The organism is Embleya sp. L77, from assembly GCF_055557415.1.
On record NZ_CM145709.1, the window covers coordinates 569,630 to 590,785 of the forward strand.

General features: G+C 70.5%; 17 protein-coding genes. 5 read left to right on the forward strand and 12 right to left on the reverse strand.

From position 1 onward, the window contains the following. Nucleotides 1-71 precede the first annotated feature (71 nt). Both ACZOOI_RS02380 and ACZOOI_RS02385 read right to left on the reverse strand, forming a co-directional pair. Nucleotides 72-2,087 (reverse strand): hypothetical protein, encoded by a 2,016-nt coding sequence (locus tag ACZOOI_RS02380; RefSeq protein ID WP_465279161.1) that lies wholly within the window; start codon nt 2,085-2,087, stop codon nt 72-74. A gap of 456 nt (nt 2,088-2,543) precedes the next feature. Then, nucleotides 2,544-2,747: a hypothetical protein gene (locus ACZOOI_RS02385; RefSeq protein ID WP_396010838.1), complete on the reverse strand. Its 204-nt coding sequence runs from the start codon at nt 2,745-2,747 to the stop codon at nt 2,544-2,546. 511 nt (nt 2,748-3,258) lie between these two features. Here ACZOOI_RS02385 and ACZOOI_RS02390 point away from each other — a divergent pair. Beyond that, the gene (locus ACZOOI_RS02390; RefSeq protein ID WP_465279162.1) at nt 3,259-4,023 is read left to right on the forward strand and encodes a ZIP family metal transporter; all 765 of its coding nucleotides are present in this window, start codon (nt 3,259-3,261) and stop codon (nt 4,021-4,023) included. A 426-nt stretch (nt 4,024-4,449) separates the two neighbouring features. Here the strand turns inward: ACZOOI_RS02390 and ACZOOI_RS02395 are convergent, their stop codons facing one another. The 3 genes from ACZOOI_RS02395 to ACZOOI_RS02405 form a co-directional block, all read right to left on the reverse strand. Beyond that, nucleotides 4,450-4,857: a VOC family protein gene (locus ACZOOI_RS02395; protein WP_465279163.1), complete on the reverse strand. Its 408-nt coding sequence runs from the start codon at nt 4,855-4,857 to the stop codon at nt 4,450-4,452. Then, the gene (locus ACZOOI_RS02400) at nt 4,854-5,285 is read right to left on the reverse strand and encodes a DUF3995 domain-containing protein (RefSeq protein WP_465279164.1); all 432 of its coding nucleotides are present in this window, start codon (nt 5,283-5,285) and stop codon (nt 4,854-4,856) included. The genes ACZOOI_RS02395 and ACZOOI_RS02400 overlap by 4 nt, the downstream gene beginning before the upstream one ends. A 1,142-nt stretch (nt 5,286-6,427) precedes the next feature. Further along, nucleotides 6,428-7,408: a pyridoxal-phosphate dependent enzyme gene (locus ACZOOI_RS02405; RefSeq protein WP_465279165.1), complete on the reverse strand. Its 981-nt coding sequence runs from the start codon at nt 7,406-7,408 to the stop codon at nt 6,428-6,430. Nucleotides 7,409-7,687: 279 nt separating this feature from the next. Here ACZOOI_RS02405 and ACZOOI_RS02410 point away from each other — a divergent pair, with 279 nt between their 5' ends. Continuing rightward, complete coding sequence (locus ACZOOI_RS02410) at nt 7,688-8,218, forward strand: hypothetical protein (RefSeq protein WP_465279166.1); 531 nt, start codon at nt 7,688-7,690, stop codon at nt 8,216-8,218. A 776-nt stretch (nt 8,219-8,994) separates the two neighbouring features. Here the strand turns inward: ACZOOI_RS02410 and ACZOOI_RS02415 are convergent. Continuing rightward, on the reverse strand, nt 8,995-9,693 hold the full coding sequence (locus ACZOOI_RS02415) for an alpha/beta fold hydrolase (protein ID WP_465279167.1): 699 nt from the start codon (nt 9,691-9,693) through the stop codon (nt 8,995-8,997). 1,510 nt (nt 9,694-11,203) lie between these two features. Next, nucleotides 11,204-11,503, reverse strand: coding sequence for a DUF6342 family protein (locus ACZOOI_RS02420; protein ID WP_465279168.1), 300 nt, complete (start codon nt 11,501-11,503; stop codon nt 11,204-11,206). 1,003 nt (nt 11,504-12,506) lie between these two features. Here ACZOOI_RS02420 and ACZOOI_RS02425 point away from each other — a divergent pair. Continuing rightward, nucleotides 12,507-14,060, forward strand: coding sequence for an RICIN domain-containing protein (locus tag ACZOOI_RS02425; protein ID WP_465279169.1), 1,554 nt, complete (start codon nt 12,507-12,509; stop codon nt 14,058-14,060). A gap of 689 nt (nt 14,061-14,749) precedes the next feature. Further along, complete coding sequence (locus ACZOOI_RS02430; protein WP_465279170.1) at nt 14,750-15,127, forward strand: YrdB family protein; 378 nt, start codon at nt 14,750-14,752, stop codon at nt 15,125-15,127. Nucleotides 15,128-15,552: 425 nt separating this feature from the next. On the opposite strand, the gene ACZOOI_RS02435 is transcribed toward ACZOOI_RS02430, so the two are convergent. From ACZOOI_RS02435 to ACZOOI_RS02445, 3 genes are all read right to left on the reverse strand, one after another. Beyond that, nucleotides 15,553-16,473: an anti-sigma factor RsbA family regulatory protein gene (locus ACZOOI_RS02435; RefSeq protein WP_465279171.1), complete on the reverse strand. Its 921-nt coding sequence runs from the start codon at nt 16,471-16,473 to the stop codon at nt 15,553-15,555. Beyond that, entirely contained in the window at nt 16,470-16,811 is a 342-nt protein-coding gene (locus ACZOOI_RS02440; protein ID WP_465279172.1) for an STAS domain-containing protein, read from the reverse strand. Before ACZOOI_RS02440 ends, ACZOOI_RS02435 begins: the two co-directional genes overlap by 4 nt. 64 nt (nt 16,812-16,875) lie before the next feature. Continuing rightward, on the reverse strand, nt 16,876-17,871 hold the full coding sequence (locus ACZOOI_RS02445; protein ID WP_465279173.1) for a phosphotransferase family protein: 996 nt from the start codon (nt 17,869-17,871) through the stop codon (nt 16,876-16,878). Nucleotides 17,872-18,237: 366 nt separating this feature from the next. On the opposite strand from ACZOOI_RS02445, the gene ACZOOI_RS02450 reads away from it, so the two are divergent. Next, nucleotides 18,238-19,074 carry an undecaprenyl-diphosphate phosphatase gene (locus tag ACZOOI_RS02450; RefSeq protein WP_465281097.1) on the forward strand — a complete coding sequence of 279 codons (837 nt, stop codon included), beginning with the start codon at nt 18,238-18,240 and terminating at the stop codon, nt 19,072-19,074. A 271-nt stretch (nt 19,075-19,345) separates the two neighbouring features. Here ACZOOI_RS02450 and ACZOOI_RS02455 read toward each other — a convergent pair whose 3' ends face one another. Beyond that, complete coding sequence (locus ACZOOI_RS02455) at nt 19,346-19,942, reverse strand: hypothetical protein (RefSeq protein WP_465279174.1); 597 nt, start codon at nt 19,940-19,942, stop codon at nt 19,346-19,348. A 500-nt stretch (nt 19,943-20,442) separates the two neighbouring features. Next, nucleotides 20,443-20,796 (reverse strand): ATP-binding protein, encoded by a 354-nt coding sequence (locus ACZOOI_RS02460; RefSeq protein ID WP_465279175.1) that lies wholly within the window; start codon nt 20,794-20,796, stop codon nt 20,443-20,445. Nucleotides 20,797-21,156: the final 360 nt, after the last annotated feature.

Below are 21,156 nucleotides of genomic sequence, written 5' to 3' on the forward strand. Positions count from 1 at the left end.
GTGCTCCCTCGACTGGCGTGGGGTTCCGGCGCCGGACGCGGCCGGAACCCACAGCCTCACACGAGCAGGTGTTATCCCGCGGGTGCCGTGCACGGCGCGCCGTCGCATACGTCCACGACCCGACCGGTGGCCAGGAACTCCGCCTTCTGCCGTCGGGCGACCGGCGAGTTGCGCGGGTCCGAGTGCGGGTCGCGCCCGTACTCGGGTCCGATCGGCGGCGTATTGGTCACCGGTGGCGCGGGTGACCCGCTGTCCCAGACCACCAGCGCGGACCCCCGGTACGGCTCGCGCGGCAGCGGTCGAATCCCCCAATAGGGATCCCGGTCGGGGTTGCGTCCCGGCGCGATCGCGGGCTCGTGGATCCGCGCGCCGATCGTGCGTGCCTCGGTCTCGGCGGTCACCGTGGAGACCTGGTGGTCGCCGAACGCGATCTGCATCAGCACCTGGTGGCGCGGCGTACGCGGCAGCGGGCTGTGGTCCAGGCCGCTCGCATAGCCGTTCGTCTCACCGCGGTCCCACAACATCTGGAACAGCGACAGCACCACCTGCTGATCGAGCTTGTCCGGGAAGCCGGCGTCCAGGATCCGCCCGTACGGCCCGAAGTCGGAGCTGCGGTTGAGCAGGACGCTGTAGTTCATCCCGGTCACCCCGAGCACCCCGCGCCTGGCGTCCTGGGACACCGCGACCAGTGACCCGCCGAGAATGCCGCCCTGGCTGTTCCCGTCGTAGACCAGGCCCTTCGATATGTCGATCAACGGCCGCCCGCTGTCGGTAAGAAACGCCGGGTCGGCGGCGAAGCCCTGTTCGTGGATCATGTCGCGACCGAGGAACAGCGCGTTCAGGAAGCCCTGTCGGGTGCGATCCGGCACCGCGCCGAAGCTGCCCGGGTCGGCGAGCGCGCGGGCGACGGTGGGCAGGTCCTCGTCGGCCATGCCGATCCACTTGGTGGCGCAGAACGTGATGTCGTGCTCGGCGGCCATCGCCTTGACGTTCCCGCCGCCCACCTCGTTGTTGCTGCCGAGCAGGCCGTGTCCGTACAACGAGGCTTGCGAGGGCCGGTCGAACGCTGCGCGCGGGATCTCGCAACGGAACTGCGCGGATTGGGTGTTCCCCGGCAACTGCCGCGGCAGCCCGTCCCGACCCAGGTTGAGCGTGGAACCGGTGGGACCGCCGGGCCGATTCAGATAACTGGGTACGGTGACCGTGCCGGTCACCTCGCGGGCGATCCGCGCATCCTGCTCCGGCGTCGAGTTCTTCACTCCGGTCACCGTGAACTGCGGCGCCCGGCCCCCGAGTCGACCGAACGCGTCGTCCCGCATCCGAAGCATGCCGCCGGTGAGGTTGCGCTCGCTTGCGACGGTGAAGTCCCAGGCCAGGTAGAGGCCGCGACGGTCGACACCGGCCCGGGCCAGTCGATCCAGCGCCGGTCGAAGCTGCGCCTGGCGAGCGGCCAACGGGTCGCGGCGCGGCAGGGTGCGGCCTGCGATCCTGGCGAACGTCTCCGGCGCGGCGATCACTTGGTCGTCCGCACCGCGCAGGTTGCGCAGGCCGACGACGTAGTGGTGGCCGGGGATGAAGTTCCTGGCCGGGTGTACCAGCAGCGCCTGCCGGGTCGAATCCGTGGCGTTGGCGTCGAGTTCGGCCCAGTAGGGCCACCGTTCGCCGGTCTCGGTGTCGAGGATGACGATCGGCGCGTTCCAGGCGAGCGACGCGCCGGCGTCGGTGACCGGCGCCGCACCGCTGCGGCCGAGATCGACGCCGGGGATCCGGGTGATCAGCGTCGAGCCGGGCGAGAAGCCGTCGTTGCGATTCCAGTCTTCCGGCGTGGCGCCATGCGGCATCATCGCCGCCTTGAACGCGACCCGACGCCCGGTATCGGTGCGCCGATCGGCCTGCGTGTACCAGTCGCTGGGGAACGGCAGCAGACACGCGGCCGGATCGATTGGATCACAACCGGGTTCACCACCTGGGTGATTCGGGTGCGCCTCGGCGACTGGTGGAACCAGGAAAGACACCAGCAGGGCGACCACCGCGACGACGATCGCGGCCGGCAGTCGGCGTCGAGGACGGTGCGCGGTTCGGCTCACTATTCCTCCAACTCCTACGACGAGCGAGGGCTGTGCAGGAATATCCACCGACATCTTGCAGCGCTTGCGTCGCAAGGGGAACGGGGAACGGAGGTGGCGAGTGGGAATCAGGCGCGCGCGGGCGGCTTGCGGCGGGCACGCGCGTTCCCCGCCACGGGAGCCTTGGTTCTGTGGCGGGGAACGCGGTGGTGGGGGGTGGTAGTGGGGGTGGGTGTCGGGTCGGGATTGGTCTGGTGGTGGTTTCGGCTGTAGGTGTAGCAGTGGCTGTTGTTCTCGTTCTGGGTGTAGCCGTTGTTCTGGTTCTGGTTCTGGTTCTGGTTCCGGTTCCGGTTCCGGTTCCGGTTCCGGTTCCGGTTCCGGTTCCGGTTCCGGTTCCGGTTGTGGTTGTGGTTGTGGTTCCGGATGTCGTTTTGGGTTGGCTTGGTTCGGGCCTTGGTTGGGTTCCGGTGCCGGTCGTCAGACCTTGGCGAGCTTGCCCGGGTCGACCGATACCTCGACCGTACGGAAGCCGCCGGCCACGCCGGGCAGCGTGAAGCACACGTCGGCCCGGCCCATCGTGGTGCGCACGACCACTCCCGGTGCGCCTACCGGGACGGTCTGCTTGGTGAAGCCGCCGATCGGCTGTGTCGCCTTGACCCTGTCGCCTACCTTCACATTCATCGTTCCGTTTCTCCCCGTTGCGTACATGGCATGGGTCGCCCACACGCCTCGCGGCTCTTCCGGGGTCGCCCAAGTCGCGCGGCGGCGGGGTGGCACGGAGTACGGCACGCCTGAGACCGGGCCATCGGCATGCGAGCCGGGCGGGGTCGTAGGGGCGGCCGTCACCAGAATAGGGCGGACGTCCGCGCGTTGGCGCCTGTATTTCGGCGCCGGGACGCCTCTATTTCAATGCCGAAGTCCCGATTGTCGCCGGGTGTGGCCGGCCGGCGTACGGTGCGTGCCCGATTGTTGGTTTCGCGGACGACACGTGATCAACTCGGCGCGATACCAACCGACATACGCGCGAAGGCCGTCATCGCGCAGGCGCGGCAGGGGCTTCGGGGGCGCGGGTGCGACGTGTGTGTGGTCACTCGTACGGCGCAACAACCGGCGCGTTCGCCCATCCGCCGGCCGACGATTGATCGATGACGCCGTCGCGAATGCAGCCTCCGGATCCCGGGCAGGCGTGGGCATGACCGCCGTACTGGTCGCCGCCGGCGCCTTCCTGATGACCCTGCTCGGCGGTTGGGTGGCGCAGCGCATCGGCGACCGCCGACACCTCGTACTGGGCCTCGCCGCCGGGCTGATGCTCGGCGTGGTGGCGTTCGACCTGCTGCCCGAGGCGCTGTCCGCGGCGGGCGATCGGCTGGGCGGCGTGCCGCAGGCGCTGCTGATGTTCGTTCTGGGCTTCCTGGTCCTGCATGTGGTCGAGCGCTCGGTGGCGATCCACCGGAGCCACGAAGGCGAGTACGCACCACATGCCCACCACCACGGCCCGACCGTGGGCGCGGACGGGCGGGCCAAGGGCATCGGCCTGACCGCCGCCGCCGCGCTGGTGGGGCACAGCGTGATGGACGGCTTCGCGATCGGCGCGGCCTTCCAGGCCGGTACGACGGTGGGCACCACGGTGGCGATCGCGGTGGTGGCGCACGACTTCGCGGACGGCTTCAACACGTACACGGTCACCCGGATGTACGGCAACGACCGCCGCCGGGCCCTGACTCTGCTGGGCGCGGACGCCCTCGCGCCGGTGACGGGCGCGGCCATCACGCTCGCGTTCACCATTCCGGAACACGCCCTCGGCCTCTACCTGGGTTTCTTCGCCGGCTTCCTGCTCTACCTGGCCACCGCCGACATCCTGCCCGAGGCCCACAGCCCACACCCCTCGGGCTCGACCCTGCTGTGCACGATCACCGGCGTGGGCTTCCTTTGGCTGGTGATCTCGCTGGCGCAGTAGGCGGGGTCGGCTGGATCGGTGGGGTGGGCTGGATCGGCGGGGTGGGGCGGGGAGGCTGGGGGCTGGGGAGTTGGGGGGCTGGGGAGTTGGGGCTCGGAGTTGCCCGACTCTCGACGAGGGCGTTGGTGTGACATGGCGGCCGGCGGCTCGGTCGTCGGGTCGTGGCGTCGGCACTGCGCCGGCTTCCTCGGCCTGTTCGCAGGCGGGGTCGACCGTACGGGTGGTCGTAGCGGGGCCGGCGGCGGCCGGCCGGGCTGTGGAGTGAGTGCCCCTCGGCCGGCCATGGTCATGGTCGCGATCGGGTCGCGGCCATGGTCGCGATTTCGGCTATGGCCGCGGGCGTAGTCGGCTCGGTGACGTCGAGCGGATGGCCATGCCGCAACGAGGCCCCTCGCGGTCGGTGCATGCCGCCGCGCAGGCCGTCGCTCAGCGCAGCAGCGGGCCGGTGCGCTCGATCAGGTCCCAACGGTTGCCGTACAGGTCGCGGAAGACCGCGACGACGCCGTACTTCTCCCGCCGAGGCGGCTCCTCGAAGATCACGCCGGCGGCGAGCATCCGGGCGTGTTCCCGGGCGAAATCGTCGGTGTACAGGAAGAGTCCGACCCGCCCACCGGTCTGGTCCCCCACCCGGGACCGCTGCTCGTCGTCCACGGCCCGGGCCAGCAGGACCGCCGCCTCGTTCGGCCCCGTACCGGGCGGCGCGACCACGACCCACCGCTTGCCGTCCTCCATCGGGGTGTCCTCGCGCAGGTCGAACCCGAGGGCGCGGGTATAGAACGCGATGGCCTCGTCGTAGTCCCGCACCACCACCGCCACGAGCCCGAGCCGGTTCATCGCCCACTCCCGCCGGCCGCGACCGCCGAGCCGGCGGCGAGCGCGAGGCACAGCGGCGAGTAGGCCACCCGATCCAACCGGCGAAAGCGCTCGGAGGACGACCCCGGCGACGCGAGATCCGTGCGACCGACAAGGCCGAGCACACCACGCAGCCCCAGGACGCCGGCCACCCCGAACGCCCCGGTGCGGGCCAGCTCGGGCCGACGCCTCGGCCGCCCCGCAACCAACAGCGCCGCCGCACCCAGTGCACCCGCGACCGCGAAGCACGCCGCCGGCCCGGGCACGCTCGACTGCCCGACCACCGCATCCGACAGCGACTCCCGATCGGGCAACGGCCACGACGACCCCAGCCCCCACGCAACATGCAGCCCGGCAAGCGCGGTCAAACTCCCGACCGACACCCGCACGGCAACGCCCTCGATGGTCATGCGCCCCAAGCTACCTCCACGCACCCACACACCCCGGCCACGGGTCAACGACAAACCGGAACCGAACCGACCACCACCCGACCCGACGCCGCTCGTACCGGCAAACGCCGACCACGAGCAACCGCGGCCGCGACCGCGACAACGACGGCGCGGCAGCGGCGCAGGGTCGGGCGACACGTCGTCCCGATCGCACCACGCGCCGGGGACCACTCCCGCGCGACGTCGTGCCGGCGCCCACCGCCTCACAGCCGGGTCGCGAGGCAACGCCTTCCCACCGGCCCCGTCGCCAGGATGGGGCCTGCCGGCTATCAGCCACCCGGGTACGCGGGTCCCCGGCTGGGCGGGTGCGCGGCTGCGCGGCTGAGCGGGTCCCCGGCTGCGCGGCTGCCCGGGGCGCGGGTACGCGGGTGCCCGGAAGCCCGGGGCCCGGGTGAGCGAGTGCCTGGGTGTCTGGGTGAGCGAGTGCCCGGGTGCGCGGGTGCCCGGCAGCCCGAAAACCCGGGTGCGCGGGTGCGCGGGTGCTCCGGAAGCCCGGGTGGGCGGGTGCCGGACGGACCGGCCGGCGCCGAACTCGCCGCCGCGGCCGTGTCGGTCGTGGTGCCGGGCAGGCGCCGGGGGCCGTCCGGGTGCGCGGGAGGGCTAGTGTGCGGCTGCCCAGGTGCCCAGGTGCCCGGAAGCCCGGGTGCGCGGGTACCGGATTGACCGGCCGGCGCCGAACTCGCCCTCGCGGCCGTGTCGGTCGTGATGCCGGGCAGGCGCCAGGGCCCGTCCGGGTGCCCGGGTGCGCGGGAGGGCGAGTGTGCGGCTGCCCGGGTGCGTGGGAGCCCGGGTGAGCGAGTGCCCGGCCCGGAAGCCCGGGTGGGCGGGTGCCGGACGGACCGGACGGCGCCGAACTCGCCCCTGCGGCCGTGTCGGTCTTGGTGCGGGCAGGCGCCGGGTGGCCCGTCCGGGTGCCCGGGGGTGCGCGAGTGCACGGCTGCTCGGGTGTGCGGGTGCAGTGGGTTCCCGGCTGCGCTGGCGCCCGGGTGCGCGGCTACTCGGAAGCCCGGGGCCGGGTGCGCGGCTGCCCGGAAGCCCGGCCGCCCGGGTCAGCGAGGGCGCGGGTAAGCGGGTGCCCGGCCGCCCGAACGGCCGCCGATCGGCTACCGGCCGTCCGCCGCCTGGAAGCCGGACATGGACATGGCCCTGCCGACGGTGGTCGGGTGGCCGAAGAGGCCGGGCAATCCGCCCGTGTGCAGGAAGATCGTTCGGCGGCCGGGTCGGACCTCGCCATCCTTGACCGCCGCGATCAACCCGGCCATCGCCCGCGCGGTGTAGATCGGATCGAGCACGATGCCCTCCGTACGCGCAGCCAACGTCAACGCGGCCATCGCCGACTCGGTCAACGTTCCGTATCCGTCGCCGACTTGATCCGACCTCACCCGCAACTCCGCCTGCGCGCAACGCGCGTCGTTCCGACCGGAGAGCAATCCGTGTACGGTCCCGGCCGGATCGTCGACGGCGCCACAGTGCACGCCGAGCACCCGTTCGGGGCCGAGTTCGTCGACCAGTCCCGCCATCGTGCCACCGGAACCCAGCGCCACCACAACGACATCCAACTCGGGTTCCTGACCGATGAGTTCCCGCCCACACTCCGCGTAGCCGCGCGCCCCGAGCACACTCGACCCACCGAAGGGCAGCACCACCGGAACGCCCCCGCGCTCCCGCAGTCGCGCGGCCACCTCCTCGGCCACGGCGTCGAGCGCCGCCCGCCCCACGTCGCCGGCCCACACCACCGTGGCCCCGAACAGCCCGTCGAGCGCGATGTTTCCGGACGTCGACGCCCCACCCGCGCCCGCCAGGACCAGTACAACGTCCAGGCCCAACCGCGCACCCGCCGCCGCGGTCAGCCGCGCGTGATTGCTCTGCGGCGCACCCGTGGTCACCAGCGTGGTGGCACCGGCGGCCTGCGCCGCGCCACAGGTCCATTCGAGCTTCCGTACCTTGTTGCCCCCACCGCCCAGACCGGTGAGGTCGTCCCGCTTGACCCACAGGTCATCCGGACCGAGACCGAGTGCGACCGCCAACCTCGGCGCGGGTTCAAGCGGCGTGGGCCAGGTCCCGAGCAATACCCGCCGAGGCATCCGACCATCCGACCCCATCGCCATCACCCTCCGCCCGTCGCCCTACAGGATCGCCTGCCGACCGCCGCGTGCCCCGCGCCCCGCGCCGCGTGCGGCCTGCCGCCTGCCGCCTGCCGCCTGCCGCCTGCCGCCTGCCGCCTGCCGCCTGCCGGTCATCGTGCCACGGCAACCCCCCGACGGTTGCCGATCGTCGGCGACAGCCCCGGCGCGTCCCTCGGAGCGATTTCGCTGCGGGCGGAGCCCCTTGCCTTCGGACAACATCGGCGTAAGTTGGATTACATGATTACAACAAAGCAGGAAGCCGTACGAGGCTGGTTCACCGGACGCCTCCCCGAGGGACTGTTCACCGCCCTCGTCGACGTGACCGTCGACCGCGAGGAAATCACCGTCATCGGCCGCATCCCCGAGCCGGAACTCGCCGACGACGTCTCCACCGACGAGCGCGACGCGGCCCGCGACGGCCGAATCGCCGAATTCCGCGAACGTACCCGCGAGGACCGCATGGCCGTGGCCCGCGAAGCCGAGCGCCGCTTCGGCCGCAAGGTCTCCTGGGGCGTCGAATGCGGCGGCACCCGCGCCCTCTACACCACGGTCTCCGTACCCGTGATGACCCGCCTCCGCCAGCCCGAACGCCAAGTCCTCGACACCCTGGTCGCCGGCGGCGTCGCCCGCAGCCGCAGCGACGCCCTGGCCTGGTGTGTACGCCTCGTCCAACGCAACACCGACACCTGGCTCACCGACCTCCGCGAGTCCCTCGAAACCGTCGAACGCATCCGCACCCAGGGCCCCGACACCACTCCCACCAAGTAACCCCGCCCCGTCCCGCCCCCGTCCCCCACGACCCACAGTCTCGACGAACCATCGCAACCACTCGACCCCACAGACAGCCGAAAACGCACCAGGCACGCGCCTCCATCCGCCAAGGCTCGGGGCGGCACCACCCGACCACCGGGCACTGCCGTCCCGCTCGTCGCAACATCGCCCGAGACCCCACCCGAGCCCAAGTCCCCCAAGACTCAGGGCGGCCGCCGACCATCCGGAACTGCCGCCCCGCTCCGTGCCAACACCTGGACAGGCCCCGACCCGAGCGCCCGCGGCCGCCATCGGCACCGCGGCCGCAGCTCTCACCGAGAACGTGACGACAGACCGGGTCGCCGCCGCGCCCGAAGCAAACCGCCCCTACGCCAAAGCAACCGGCCCTCCGGATCACCGGATCACCGGGTTATCACGGGATCACCAGGTTCCCGCCCGACTCCGTCAGCGGGGCGGCAACGGCGGTGCCCGGCCGGGAACCGTGTGGCGGTCGCCGGTTCGGCGAAGCCCCGTGCCTCAAGGCTGTGCAGCGGAGCCCTCGGCAATCCGTCGCCCACCGTGCCGAAACGACCCACCTTCGATCCGGTCGGCGCTGCGGGGGCGTCGTAGCGCTGGGGCCTGTCTTCAATCTCGCGTCGGGCTCCGCGGCGTCCGGTGCCGTGCATCGGCGCACCGGGGAAGCGCTCGCATAGTGGTTCTATTCGGGCGTTTACCGGGGTGGCGAGGCGTGGTGCCGGGCGTCGCGCTGCTCGGCGTGAGATTGAAAACAGGCTTTAGCGAGCGGCGAGGGCTATCCGCGCCAGCAGATCCGCGAACAGTTGGGGTCGGCTCAGGAATGGGTGGTGGTCCGTCGGGATCTCGATCACGTGATCGGCCCGGGTGGCTCGTTCCCGTTGCCAGGCGGCCGAGGAGCCGCGGTCCTCGGTGCAGACGACGTACGTGGAAGGCACGTTCCTCCACGCAGCCGCAGCCGGGCTCTGGCCGAACGCGACCATGGACTGCGGTACGAGCCGGCGCACCGCCTCCGCCACGATCGCCGGATCGTCGCAGCCCTGAAGGAAGACCTCGGCGGCGGTCTCGGGCCGAGCGGAAATCGTACCGTCGCTCCCGACCTCCATCCACGGCGCAGGCTCCGCCCCGGCGAAGTCCGCCAGGGTCTCGCCGGGTTGGGGCATCACGGACGTGACGTAGACCAGATGACGCACCGAGGCCAGTCCGGCGGCGGCCTCCGTCACGACCATGCCTCCGTAGGAATGGGCGACCACGATGGTCGGCTCATCGGTGTCCTCGAGCACCGCGCGTGTCGCCGCGATGTCGTCGTACAAGTCACCCAGCCCGGCCACATCCGGTCCCGCGCTGGTCAGTTCGACCGCCCGGGTATCGAGCCAATGCGCAGCGAGCGGCTCCACCATGCGGTGCCACCACCACGCGCCGTCCGTCACGCAGGCCCCATGTACGTAGACGATTCTCAATTGCAGAACCTCCCCGTCGGCTCCCTTCACCGCTTGTGCGGCTTCCCTCATGATCAACACAGGGAGCGGCCCACAGCGCCCGATTCCGCCACCGGCGGATTCCGCCGTCGGCACAAGCCGACCCGAAGCCCACCAGCCCCGCACAACGTCAGGCCACGTCCGGCCGAGCCGTAACGCACGGCGCCAAGCCATGTCTCCGCGGCGCACAGCCGTTCCGCCCGCACGCACCCCCTCACCAGAGATCACCGCTCCGCACCACGATCACCGCCCACAAACAAGAGCATCGCTCTCGACAGAGATCACCGCCTCAGCTCTACGAGGTCATAACAAATACTGCGAATCCGGCCACGTGCGGGCCGTACGAAGGGGCCCAAAAGCGAACCGAGCCCGGTCGATCGCGCGACCGGGCAGTACGCCCCACGTCCTGGTCGACGGGCGGGGAATCCCACTCGCGGTGTCCCTGACCAGCGGAAGTCGCAACGATGTCACGCAGGTTCCGCCCTACTCGCCAAGGTGCTCCACGACCGAGGGCGCGTCGGTCGGCCCCGGCGTCAGCCCGACTTTGAACAACGCCGGCCCGGCGGGGCACCCAGCCACTGGACAACTCCACGATCGAAACCAAGAGCACGGGCAAGCCTCAGGCGGGCAGGTCCTTCCTCCGGTGCCGCATCGCCGGCGAGGCCACGCTCCGCACCGGGGCGTTGTCGCACGTCGGCTCAGTCATGGAGATCCGGGGCACCAAGACCAGCAGCACCGGAGCGAACGTCAACCGCCTGGTGAACAAGAGCTTCAATGACGGGGGGTGACGCATGTCCCTTCGTGACACCGACGGCTACGTTGTCAGTCCTCGACGGCGACCCAGCCGCTGCCGCCCGACCCGACGACCCTCGTCGGCTACCCGCACGTGCTCGCCAACACGGGAACCCGTCACCTCGGCATGGTCGTCCGTCGGCGTCGCGCCGTTCCAGCGTCGCGGCGGAACATGGCTACAGTCTCGGTTGCCCGCGGCCAGGCCCTACAGGTGCAGCCCGATGGCGCCTGCCGGGTCGCCAAGAGCAGCAGCATGCGGTCGATCTTCGCCGGGACCGGGGTGTCGGACGCCTCGGGAAACGTCACCTTCACGTTCCCGGCCGGCCTGTTCGCCGTCGCGCCCGTCGTGGACGTGGCGTTCCAGGGAGCGTCGTCCGCGGGCCCGGTGGACTACCGGATCACCGCCCTCACCGCGACGCCGGTCAAGATCAACGTACGGCAGCGCCTCGCGATAGTCGTGGCCTTGATCGGGTCGACCATCTTGGCCGCTTCGGCTCCGCCGGCGGGTGCAACCATCCAACTCATCGTCACACCGGCGGAGGCGGCGCCGTGCAGACCGTGCGCAGTACCGCCTACTCCGGCCCGCGCGCTCCGGGCGCCGCCGAACCCGGCGGCCTGGTCACCGAGTCGGAGACGGCCGGGTGACATCGCCACCCGGCCACCCCTCACGCTCTGCTCCTGCGGACGAGCCGGTGAGGCTCTAGAACCCCAGGTCGTGCCTGTCCGTGGTCAGCTTCCCGGCGATACTCAGATTGCCTTGGGAATCGAGTACCGCGATGACCTTTTTCGTGCTGCCGTAGTGCGTCGTGAAGTAGACCTTGGACTGCTCCTGCGAGCTGGAGAAGCCCGAGTTCACCACGATCTCGATGCTGTTCGGCGAGATGAGGGCCACGTCCTTCTTGGGCGACGTGGGGTAGATCCGGTTCTGTACGAGCTTGAGGCGGCCGTGCGTCTCGCCTTCGGGCCAGTCCGTCGCGAGTCCGAGGTCGAATTCGGGCATGAGCATTCCCCTCCCGGTTCCGGCAGGCCGTTTCCCCCTCGCGGGCTTCGGCCACGTCACCGTGCGAAGCCCGACGGGACGCGCCCGCGAACAGTGAAACGGCCGGGGACGCAGTGCCAGTCCCGAACCGCGTGAGGAGCCTAGGCCGGGTGATCACACGAAGACGCCAACTATCGGAAAGATGGCTGTTTTGTTCACGCCGGTGGCCAAATCCCCAATCATGCCACCAGGTTGGCGGGCCACCCGTGGCCATGCCGGGCGAAAGCCGCCGGTTCCGGGCCGGGCGCGTTGGGCATGGTGTGCACAGAGGTGAGTCTCGTCCGCAGGTGGTCTCGAACGAACTGTGGTCCCTGATCGAGCCGTTGCCGCCTGCGTTGGCGTCGAAGTCGGTGCCGGGGCGGCGGAGTTCACATACGGGGGAACGCCTCGGACCCGTTCCCCGAGATCGTGATCCACTCCCCGGCAGCGATGACGCAGGAGCAGCGGGTGCGCCAGCAGGTGGCCACGGGTTCCTCCTCGCGACGAGGAGACTCGTCGGCTCGCCGGCCCGGCCCCAAAACCAAAAGCGCTCAAGCCGGTTCGTGGAGACAGGCATCGTCTTGTCAATGCACGGGATGGTGTAGCCGCCCTGGTCGGTGAGCAACTTGTGCACCTGTAAAGGCCGTTCGTTGTGAACCGGTCGACGGCAAGGGAGTCGCCCTCGTTCGGCGCGCCGATGTCGACTGCGATCGCACGAGAGTTACCGGACTCTGCCACTCACCGTCCCCGACCCGTCCGGCGAAGTGCACCGTTGTGCATCGGGGTTGACACTGTGTGCGCTTCCGTGCGCTCTACCGTGCGCCCTGGCAGGCGAGAAACGGCTCCGCTGATCCTGAGGATCGGCCGAATCGGTCGACGGTGGAGGACACGGGGCGCGGCGTGGTGTTTCGGGCGCCGGTCGCTTTTCGCCGTCACCGCTCCGGGACCTGTTGGCCCTTCAGAAGGCCCTACCGGAAGGACCTTTGTGATTCTCCGACTGCGGTTGCCGTACCGGGTCGTCGTCTTGGCCGCGGCCCTTCTCGCCGCGGTGGCGGCCGTCCCGCTCACGGCGACCGCCGCGAGGGCGGCGACCCCGATCTGCATCAGCGGCGCGTTCCAGTACGAGTACCAGTCCGCCGAGGACGGTACGGCCAAGCCCACCCGTACCAAGCCGGTCCGCAATGCCATTGTCGAGCTGTGGGGCGCCGAGGGCACGGAAAACGCGCACTCGCTCAACGTCTGGGGGCTCACTTCGATCACCGACGGCAGCTACAACCTCTGCTACGCGCCCACCACGACCACCTCGCTGAGAGTCGTGTGGGTGAAGGCGTGGGCGGACAGCAACCGGCTGTGGCGCGTCCTCGACAACTTCAACCAGTACTACACCATGCAGTCGCCGACCTGGTACAACATCCAGTTCAGTTTCAACGTCGGTATGCGCAAGGCCACGGGGCGCGACGGCCGGGCCTGGCACGCCTTCGACGCCACCAACCTCCTTTGGTGGGAGCGCGGGAACCCGACAAGCATGTGCTGGTCCAGTCACGAACCGAACAACAGTTCCTGCACCGGGCTCACCATCAACGCGTACGAGTCGAGCTCGGACAACTCGAGGTACGACCCCTCCACCAACTCCATCAAGCTCATCGGCGCCGACGCCGACTCCGAGCACTTCATCCTGCACGAGGGCGCACACTTCCTCATGCACCGCATCTACAACGGAACGCTCCCGCCCGGTCCCAACGAACCGCACTTCATCTGGAAGGCGGGGAGTTCCGCGGTGTCCTCGTGGATTGAGGGCTTCGCGGACGCCGCCGCCGCCCGCATGCTCGGCGACTACCGCTTCGTCAACGCCGACGGCTCGGCCACCTCCTACCAGTACGGCGACGGATGGGAGGTCGGCGACCTGGTGGAGGGCAACGTGGCCGGCTCGCTGCTCGACCTCTGGAGCAACGTCGACGGCGGCTGGGGCCGGAGCATCACCGCGATGACCGCGCAGAAACCGCCCACCTTCTCCGACTACTTCAACACCACCCGCCCGGCCGCGAATCCGCCGCTGCCCACCAACAGCACCGCCCTGAACCTGTTGGCCCGGCACGCCATCGACTACGGGCCCACCATCATCGGCGACGGCAAGGACCACGGCCTCACCGACGGCGGCGGGTGGGGACTCGCACGCGTCGGCGGGTGCACCACCGCCACCACCGCGAACGTCCAGATCGGCTCCTTCAACCCCTCCCAGAGCTGGAGCCTGTGGAGGACCGACGCGAACGCGGACGGCACCGTGCGAATCTCCGACCGCTGCGCCCAGCCGCTCACCCTGACCGCCCCCGGCCAGGCCCTCCAAGCGGTGACGGTCAAGGCCTTCGACCCGGCCAACGCGTACCAGAAGTGGAAGATCAGCAAGAGCAACGGCACCCTGAAGTTCACCAACCCGCAGACCGGACTGGTTCTCGACACTCCGAGCGTCACCCAGAACGCCGTCGTGACCGTCAAGTGGGTGAACTACGGGAACTCCCAGTCGTGGGTCCCCTTCGGCTGATCGACCCATCGTGTCCGCCGACTCCATAAAGGGGCCGGCGGCCACGACATCAGGAGCGGAAGGGCGAAGCCCTCCACCGCTTCGCCGCCCTTCCCGACGCCGTCCTCGCCGACCCCGAACGCTGCGCCGACGTTTTGCCGCTGCTCCTCTGACAGCGGGCGGCCGGCACTCAAAGCCGCCCCGCGAAGGCAGCAAGCACCAAGCACCGTCACCTTCCAAGGGAACGAGAGCACTGCTCCCCACACTGAGCACCGAACTCCACCGCGAGCACCAGCCGCTGGCGAGAGCACCAGCCACCCGCGAGAGCACTGCTCTCGCCTCAGAGCACTGCGCGCAAGTCGGACTCGAGTCGGACCCTTCGCCATCGACCTGCTCTCTCTGCGACGCAACGAGCCCAGCCTTCGCCTGTCGCCTGTGACACCCGCCCGGCCTCGAATACCAAATCGAGAACCGACCGGTCGATAGGTAGCGGAACGCAGGTCGGGGCGCCGCCGACGCTCGGCGCCAGACCTCATCGGGCTCGACTTCGCCACACCACCACGTTGGGCACACCGACCGGCGCCGCAGAGAACAGGAATACGAGATCACTGATCTCAAACGAGAGCAGTGCTCTTGACTTGGAGCAGTGGACGCAGAATGATGCTCTCAGACGAGAGCGGTGCTCTCGCGAGTGAAACGGGGAGGCTCGCATGATCGTGCTCTACTGGACCGCCATGGTGGCTCTGTTCCTGGCCGAGTTGGCCGTTGTCGGGGCCACCGCCTTCTGGGGGTTCACTCTCGACGCGGGCCGGCCGATCCGGATCCTGGTCGGGCTGGCTGCGCCCGCACTGATGATGTTCCTTTGGGGTCGGTATGCGGCGGCCAACAACTCCGATGCGCTCACCGGCCTCCCCCGGATCCTCTTCGAGGTGGCCTGGTGGGGTACCGGCATCGCAGCGTTCATCGCCGCCGGCCTCCTTCCCGGCGCGATCGGCGTCGCCGTCACCCGCCTCACCGGGCTCGGCGCCCAACGCAGCAAGGCCCACACACAGCGCGGCGCCGGGGCCGGGGCCGGGGCCGGGGCCTGAAAATCGCCCGAGGCAATTCCCCGCCGACGACGGAACAGCATGCGGCAGGCAAGGTGAGGCAGACCGATTGTCGGCTTCGGCAACCACCGACCCCGCCCCATTTTCGCCCAGCCGTGGCAATCACTCCCGAGGCGGGCACCGCTCCGCACATAACCCACGTGCCGTCTCCCCCACCCCGCAACAACCCGACGCACCAAGGCTGTTGGCCGCTGTAGGCCGTGTCCACGAGAAACCCCGGGACCCAAAGCAGCCCTGCCCAGGCCGCCGACTCCGCGCTCGGTTGACGGGCAGCGTCGGTGACAACCGCACCATGCCACCCAAACTCGCCCACCCCCTCGCGGCCACGCAGAGCGCAAGCGCCGGGCGGCGCGCACCATCACGGGCCCGACCCGATACCGGGGCGGGCGGGGCCCCGGCGCGGCCCGCTACCGTGACAGGCGTAGCCGCACAGTTGTTCCCATGGCCGCTGTCGAGCGGATTTGCACCAGGTCGCAGATTTGGTTGGCCATCCACAGGCCCCGGCCGCCGTCCTGGTCGGGGGTGGGGCGGTGGCGGCCGGCGAGGGGGTCGACGATGTGGCCCGCGTCGTGGATTTCGCAGACGAACGCGGCGTCCTCGATCCAGACTGTGGCCGTGCCGTGGCCGCCGCCGTGCACGATGCTGTTGCCCGCGATCTCGCTGACGGCCAGGATCGCGTGGTTCACCTGCGCTCGCGCCGCGTTGCCCATGGCGCGGCGGACCAGGGAGCGCACACCGGCCAGTTCGCCGGAGCGAAACGCCAGACGGTCGGCATGCCCGGGTACCGCGGGCAGCGCCGGGCCGGTCAGGGTCGCGGCGAAGTTCCCCGCGGCGAGGCGTATCCCGCCGCGTTCGACCGCACCGGTCAGCACCCGCGGATGCGAGTGCCGCACGCCGTCGATCACTTCCGCGTCCAGCGCGGATACGTCGTACGGACACAGGAGTTGCCACGCCACGTCGTCGAAGGCCAGGTTGAGCAGCGCCTCGTGGTGTCGGCACTCGACGATCTCCTGGGGGCTGCGACCGGCCCAGATCGGCTCGCCGATGCCGCGGAACACGCGGGCGCCGTTGCTCTCCGCCCAGTCCTGCCAGACCGGGATGATCCGGGCCGGATTGCGGCCCACCCGCTCCATGTCGATCCAGGCCACCCGATCGGCGTCGGCGCCCAGTTCCTCGCGCAGCGCGCCGGCCCGCGGCTCGATCACCGCGACACCGACCGCCTCGCCGTCGGCCAGACCGGCCCGGACGAAGCCGGCCGTACGCTCGACGAACTCGTCGATGCCCGCATAAAGCAAGGCGTCGTGCCGGAACATCGTGGCCGTCGTCATCCGGTCTTCACCTTCTCCAATACCAAGCCCGGGACCCGGTCCCATCCGGCAAGCCGAACGAGCACACACAGTTCCTCGGAAGCGCAACGCAGAACCAGGCGCCTCCCGGGCTGAATCCGCACCGCAGCCTCGACCAACGTACGGATGCCGGCGACGTCGATGAAGTTCAGCGACGACACGTCGACGTAGAGGTCACCCGTACCACTTGCGCTCTGCGCGACCAGGGCCGAGCGCACGTGCACGCAGTTGTCGAGGTCGACCTCGCCGAACAAGCGCACACCCAGTGGCGGCGAGGTCCGCTCCACCCGGAGCACGCTGTCCGTGTAGTCGACAGCCACGCTCGTCCCTCCCCACCACCGATCGTTCCGAGCAAGCTACCCGACACCAGCCGTCCGACACCGGTCACCCCAGGCGTCGCCGCAACCACAGCAGTGCGCCGTGCGCCTGTGCCCGCTGGAACGCTCGCACCGTCGGCAGTCCGGGCGGGGCCGGCCGCAGGCATCTCTCGGCAAAGAATCCGGCCGCGGCGGCGAGGACGGCGGTGATCCGGTCCGAGTCCACCCGCCGCGCCGCAAGGTGGGCCTCGATCAGGTCGACGGCCGGCTCGCCGTTGTGCATGATCACGCTCGGTGCCATCAGAACCACGTCGAGCCACGCCGCGCCGAGTACGGCCCACGGCCAGTCGACGAACACGACCCGGTCCGCGGTGAGCAGGATGTTGTCCGCGCGCAGGTCGCGGTGAACGAGCGCGGTGCCCTCGGCGGCGGTCGACCAGTACGCCTCGTGCGCGGCGAGCCGATCGACGTGGGCGCGCGTCCAGGGCCCGAACGGCTCGGGATCCAAACCACGCGCCCAGGCGCCGAACGTCTCGCCGAACGATTCGGCCACCGCGGGTACCTCGACGGGCGACGGATCCAGCGCGGCGGCGAGTTCGGACTGGGCGGTCAGGACCCGTTCGAGGTCCTCGGGGCGCCACGGCTGCGCGGGCGTGTGTCCGTCGACGTCCTCGAAGGCCAACGCGACCCAGCCGTCCAGGTCGACCAGGGCAAGCAGGCGCGGTACGGGGGCGTCGGCCGGCAGCGCGGCGGAGATCCGGGCCTCCGCGCGGTGCAGGTCGGGTGAGTCCGGGTTGGCTTCGACGCCGACCGCCTTGACGAACGCACGCCGGCCGTCCGCGAGTTCGACACGGGCGGCGACGCCGGGCGAGAATCCGCCGACCTGGGTGACGGCGCGGACGACCGATGCGCCGAGCCGCGCCTCGACGGCGGCGCGCAGCCCGGCCGGCGCGGCCTCCCACGGCATCCGGGCACCGGCGGCAACGGGCGGCGCCGGAACGTCCGGGCGTGGCGGGGCGGCCGGCGGGGTGAATGAAGCCTCGGCGGCGCCCTGATCGCTCATGCCCCCAGGATTCCGATCACGCCCGGCTCCCGGCAAACGTATATCGGCCCACGCCCCGGCTCAGGCAGCCCTCCCTCCGACAGCCCGCCCCCGCCGGCAGCCCTCCCTCCGACAGCCTGCCCCGCTGGCAGCCTGCCCCCGCCGTCAACCCTCCCGCTGGCGGCCATCCCCGCGCCGGACAGCCCTCCCTCCGACGCCCGCCCCTCACGCGGCCGCGCCACCAGGCACGGGGTTCGGACCGGCGGCTCGGCCGTTACCGTTCCGTCCAACTTCGGCCATGTGATGTCCACCTGACGCACCGTGGGCCGCCGCTACCGTTGCCGGCATGATCCGCATCCCTCTTTCGTCCCTCGGAGTCGTCCGGTGATCGGTTGGTTCGAGGCCGTTGTACTCGGCTTGGTCCAGGGGCTCACCGAGTTCCTGCCGATCTCCTCCAGCGCACACCTGCGCATCGTGTCGGCGTTCGCCGGCTGGGAGGACCCGGGCTCGGCGTTCACCGCCGTGACCCAGATCGGGACGGAGACCGCCGTCCTGATCTACTTCCGCAAGGACATCGGCAAGATCGTCTCGACCTGGGTGAAGTCGCTGTACACCCCGTCCCTGCGCGGCGAACTCGACGCGCGCATGGGCTGGTACATCATCGTCGGCACGTTGCCGATCGGGGTCCTGGGCCTGGTGTTCCAGGACACCATCGAGACCACGTTCCGCGATCTGCGGCTGATCGGTACGACGCTGGTGGTGTTCGGCCTGATCCTGCTGTTCGCGGACCGGATGGCGCTGAACAACCGGGGGATGGACAAGCTCAACGGCAAGGAGTCGTTGATCTACGGCTTCGCCCAGTCGCTCGCGCTGATTCCCGGCGTCTCGCGCTCGGGCGGCACGGTCACGGCGGGCCTGCTGATGGGATATCGACGCGAGGTCGCGGCGCGGTACTCGTTCCTGCTGGCCATCCCGGCCGTACTGGCCTCCGGCGGTCTCGAATTGTTCAAGATCGGCGAGGGTCCGGCACCGGCGTGGGGGCCGACGATCCTGGCCACCGTGGTCGCGTTCGTGGTCGGCTACGCGGCGATCGCGTGGTTCCTGAAGTACATCAGCACGCACAGCTTCACGGTGTTCGTCGCCTACCGCGTGGTCCTGGGCCTGGTCGTCCTGGGCCTGGTCGTCTTCGGCGCGCTGGAGCCGACGGCGGGGGCCACCGAGTAGGTTCCCACCCACCTTCGGCGCCCCCGGCGCCCGATCCTTCCGACACCACGACGCCCGTGTCCGCCGCGTACCCCACCCGGCAGGCCCGGGCGTCGCACGTGGCGCACGGTCGCGAAGCGGCGTCCCGGGCAGGTGTCCTCACGCGGCCGTGGATGCCGAATCCCGACGGGCGCGGCAGGCTCTTGCCGAGTCCCGGCCGGCGCGGCAGGCACTTGCCGAATCCCGGCAATCGCAGCGGGCGCTGATCGCTCTCTCGGTATCCGCTCGTCATTCACTCGTCGCCGAGCATGGCGAAGACGAAGGCCAGCCGGCGATCCACCCACGGGGCCAGGACGCGGACCGGTTGGTGGCGTCCGTCCGTGGTCATCACCAGTTCGCCGGCGGCCTTCCAGGCGAGCACGCGTGGGCGGACCGGGCCGAGTGAACCGTCGTCGCCGGAGAGCAGGGTGTCGAAGGTGAGGCTCAACGCGGTGTCCGCCGTGTGCGCCGCCAACCTGCGCGGATCGGTCGTGGCGAAGAGGTTGCGGCCGACGATCTCGGGCCGGCCGGGTTGGTCGATCCGCCACGTGTGCTTGAGCAGTCGACGGGCGGGCGGGATCCGGCGGATGGTACCGACGAGTTCGCCGTCGGCGGCTCGGACCCGGTCGTGCCGTACGCCGTCGACCGTCTCGGCGGCGTCCACCGTGCAGAGCAGGCTGCCGTCGGGCAGGTACAGCGAGCGGCGGTCGGCGCCGGCGAACGCGCACGGGGTGAAGAAGCCGCCCGATCCGCCACCGCGGAGGATGCGGATCCCGACCCGGGAACCCGTCGCGGACTTGGCGGCGGCTGGGGACGAGGAGGCGAGCGAGCCGTACGTGAACGCGCTCACGCTCCGCCAGTCGGCCGAATCCGTCGCATCCGTCGCGTCCGCCGCTTCGGCAGGCGTCGGCCCGTGCGACTCGGGGGTCGCGGAGCCCGGGGTGTCAGTGGGCCGCGCCGGACCTGCCACGTCTGCGCCGCCTGTCGCGTCTCCGACGTCCGCCAGGTCCGCGGTGCGCGCGGTAGGCCGGGCGTCCGAGGTGTTCGACCGAGTCTCGGGCGTGGACGACCCGCTCGGATCGGCCATCGGCTCCGCCCCCGGCTCCGGCATCGAGTCCGAATTCGAGTTCGGCGCCGACCCCGGCCCCGGTATCGCGGTCGGTTCCGCCTCGGGTCGCGCCCTGCGCCTGCCGAACACCATCCGGGCCCCGTCCTCCTCCGTCACGACACGTCGATCGGCGCGGAGGCGGGCGGGTGGCGGTCGTCCGCGCCGACGCGACCGTCCGCGCGCGATCGCCGCACCGCCCGTACGCCTGCGCGCCGGTACGGGTCCGACCGTACCGGGAGGGCTCAGTCCTCCTCGAACCCGGCACACACCGCCTTGCGTCCGCTGCTGCGCAGTTCCACCTTGAACCGCTGGGTGAGCGCGGCGACCACGAGCAGGCCGCGGCCGGCCTCCGCGTCCTCCAGTACCTCCACGGGAGACGGCAACGAGCACGGCAGACAGTCGATTACCTCCACCCACAGGACCCGGCCGTGCAGCGAGGCGGAGACCTCGTAGTCGCCGTAGTCCCCGGCGTGTTCGACCGCGTTCGAGGCCAGCTCGGAGGTGACCCGAACCGGGTCGTCGGACTCGAAGCCGACCCGTTCGCAAAAGCGACGCACGTGCGCGCGAGCGGCGGAGACCGTTTGCGGTTTCGACACGAGCCGTACAGTCGAGCGCGTTCTGGACACGGTGGTGGCCACGTCTCCCCCTCCAGTCGGTCGGGCTGCTGAGAGCACCGTGATCGAATACACCCTGGAAACGGGCCCGAACTGCGATTATCGGTCGCTGAACGTCCGCGATCTGGTAGGAACCGCGGCAAGATCGGTGAACCACTTGGAAGTTACCGAATCCGAGCGCCTTCCGGGCGGATCGCTTGGCAAAGAAAACCGCGAATCGCATCGGACAAGCCGCGCGTATGACGCCAACCCGCCATCCGAGCCCGGAAGTTCACCGAATCCGCAGGTCACAGCCACCTTACCGGCGACACGACCGGAGCGTGTGACGTCGGGACGCCGGCG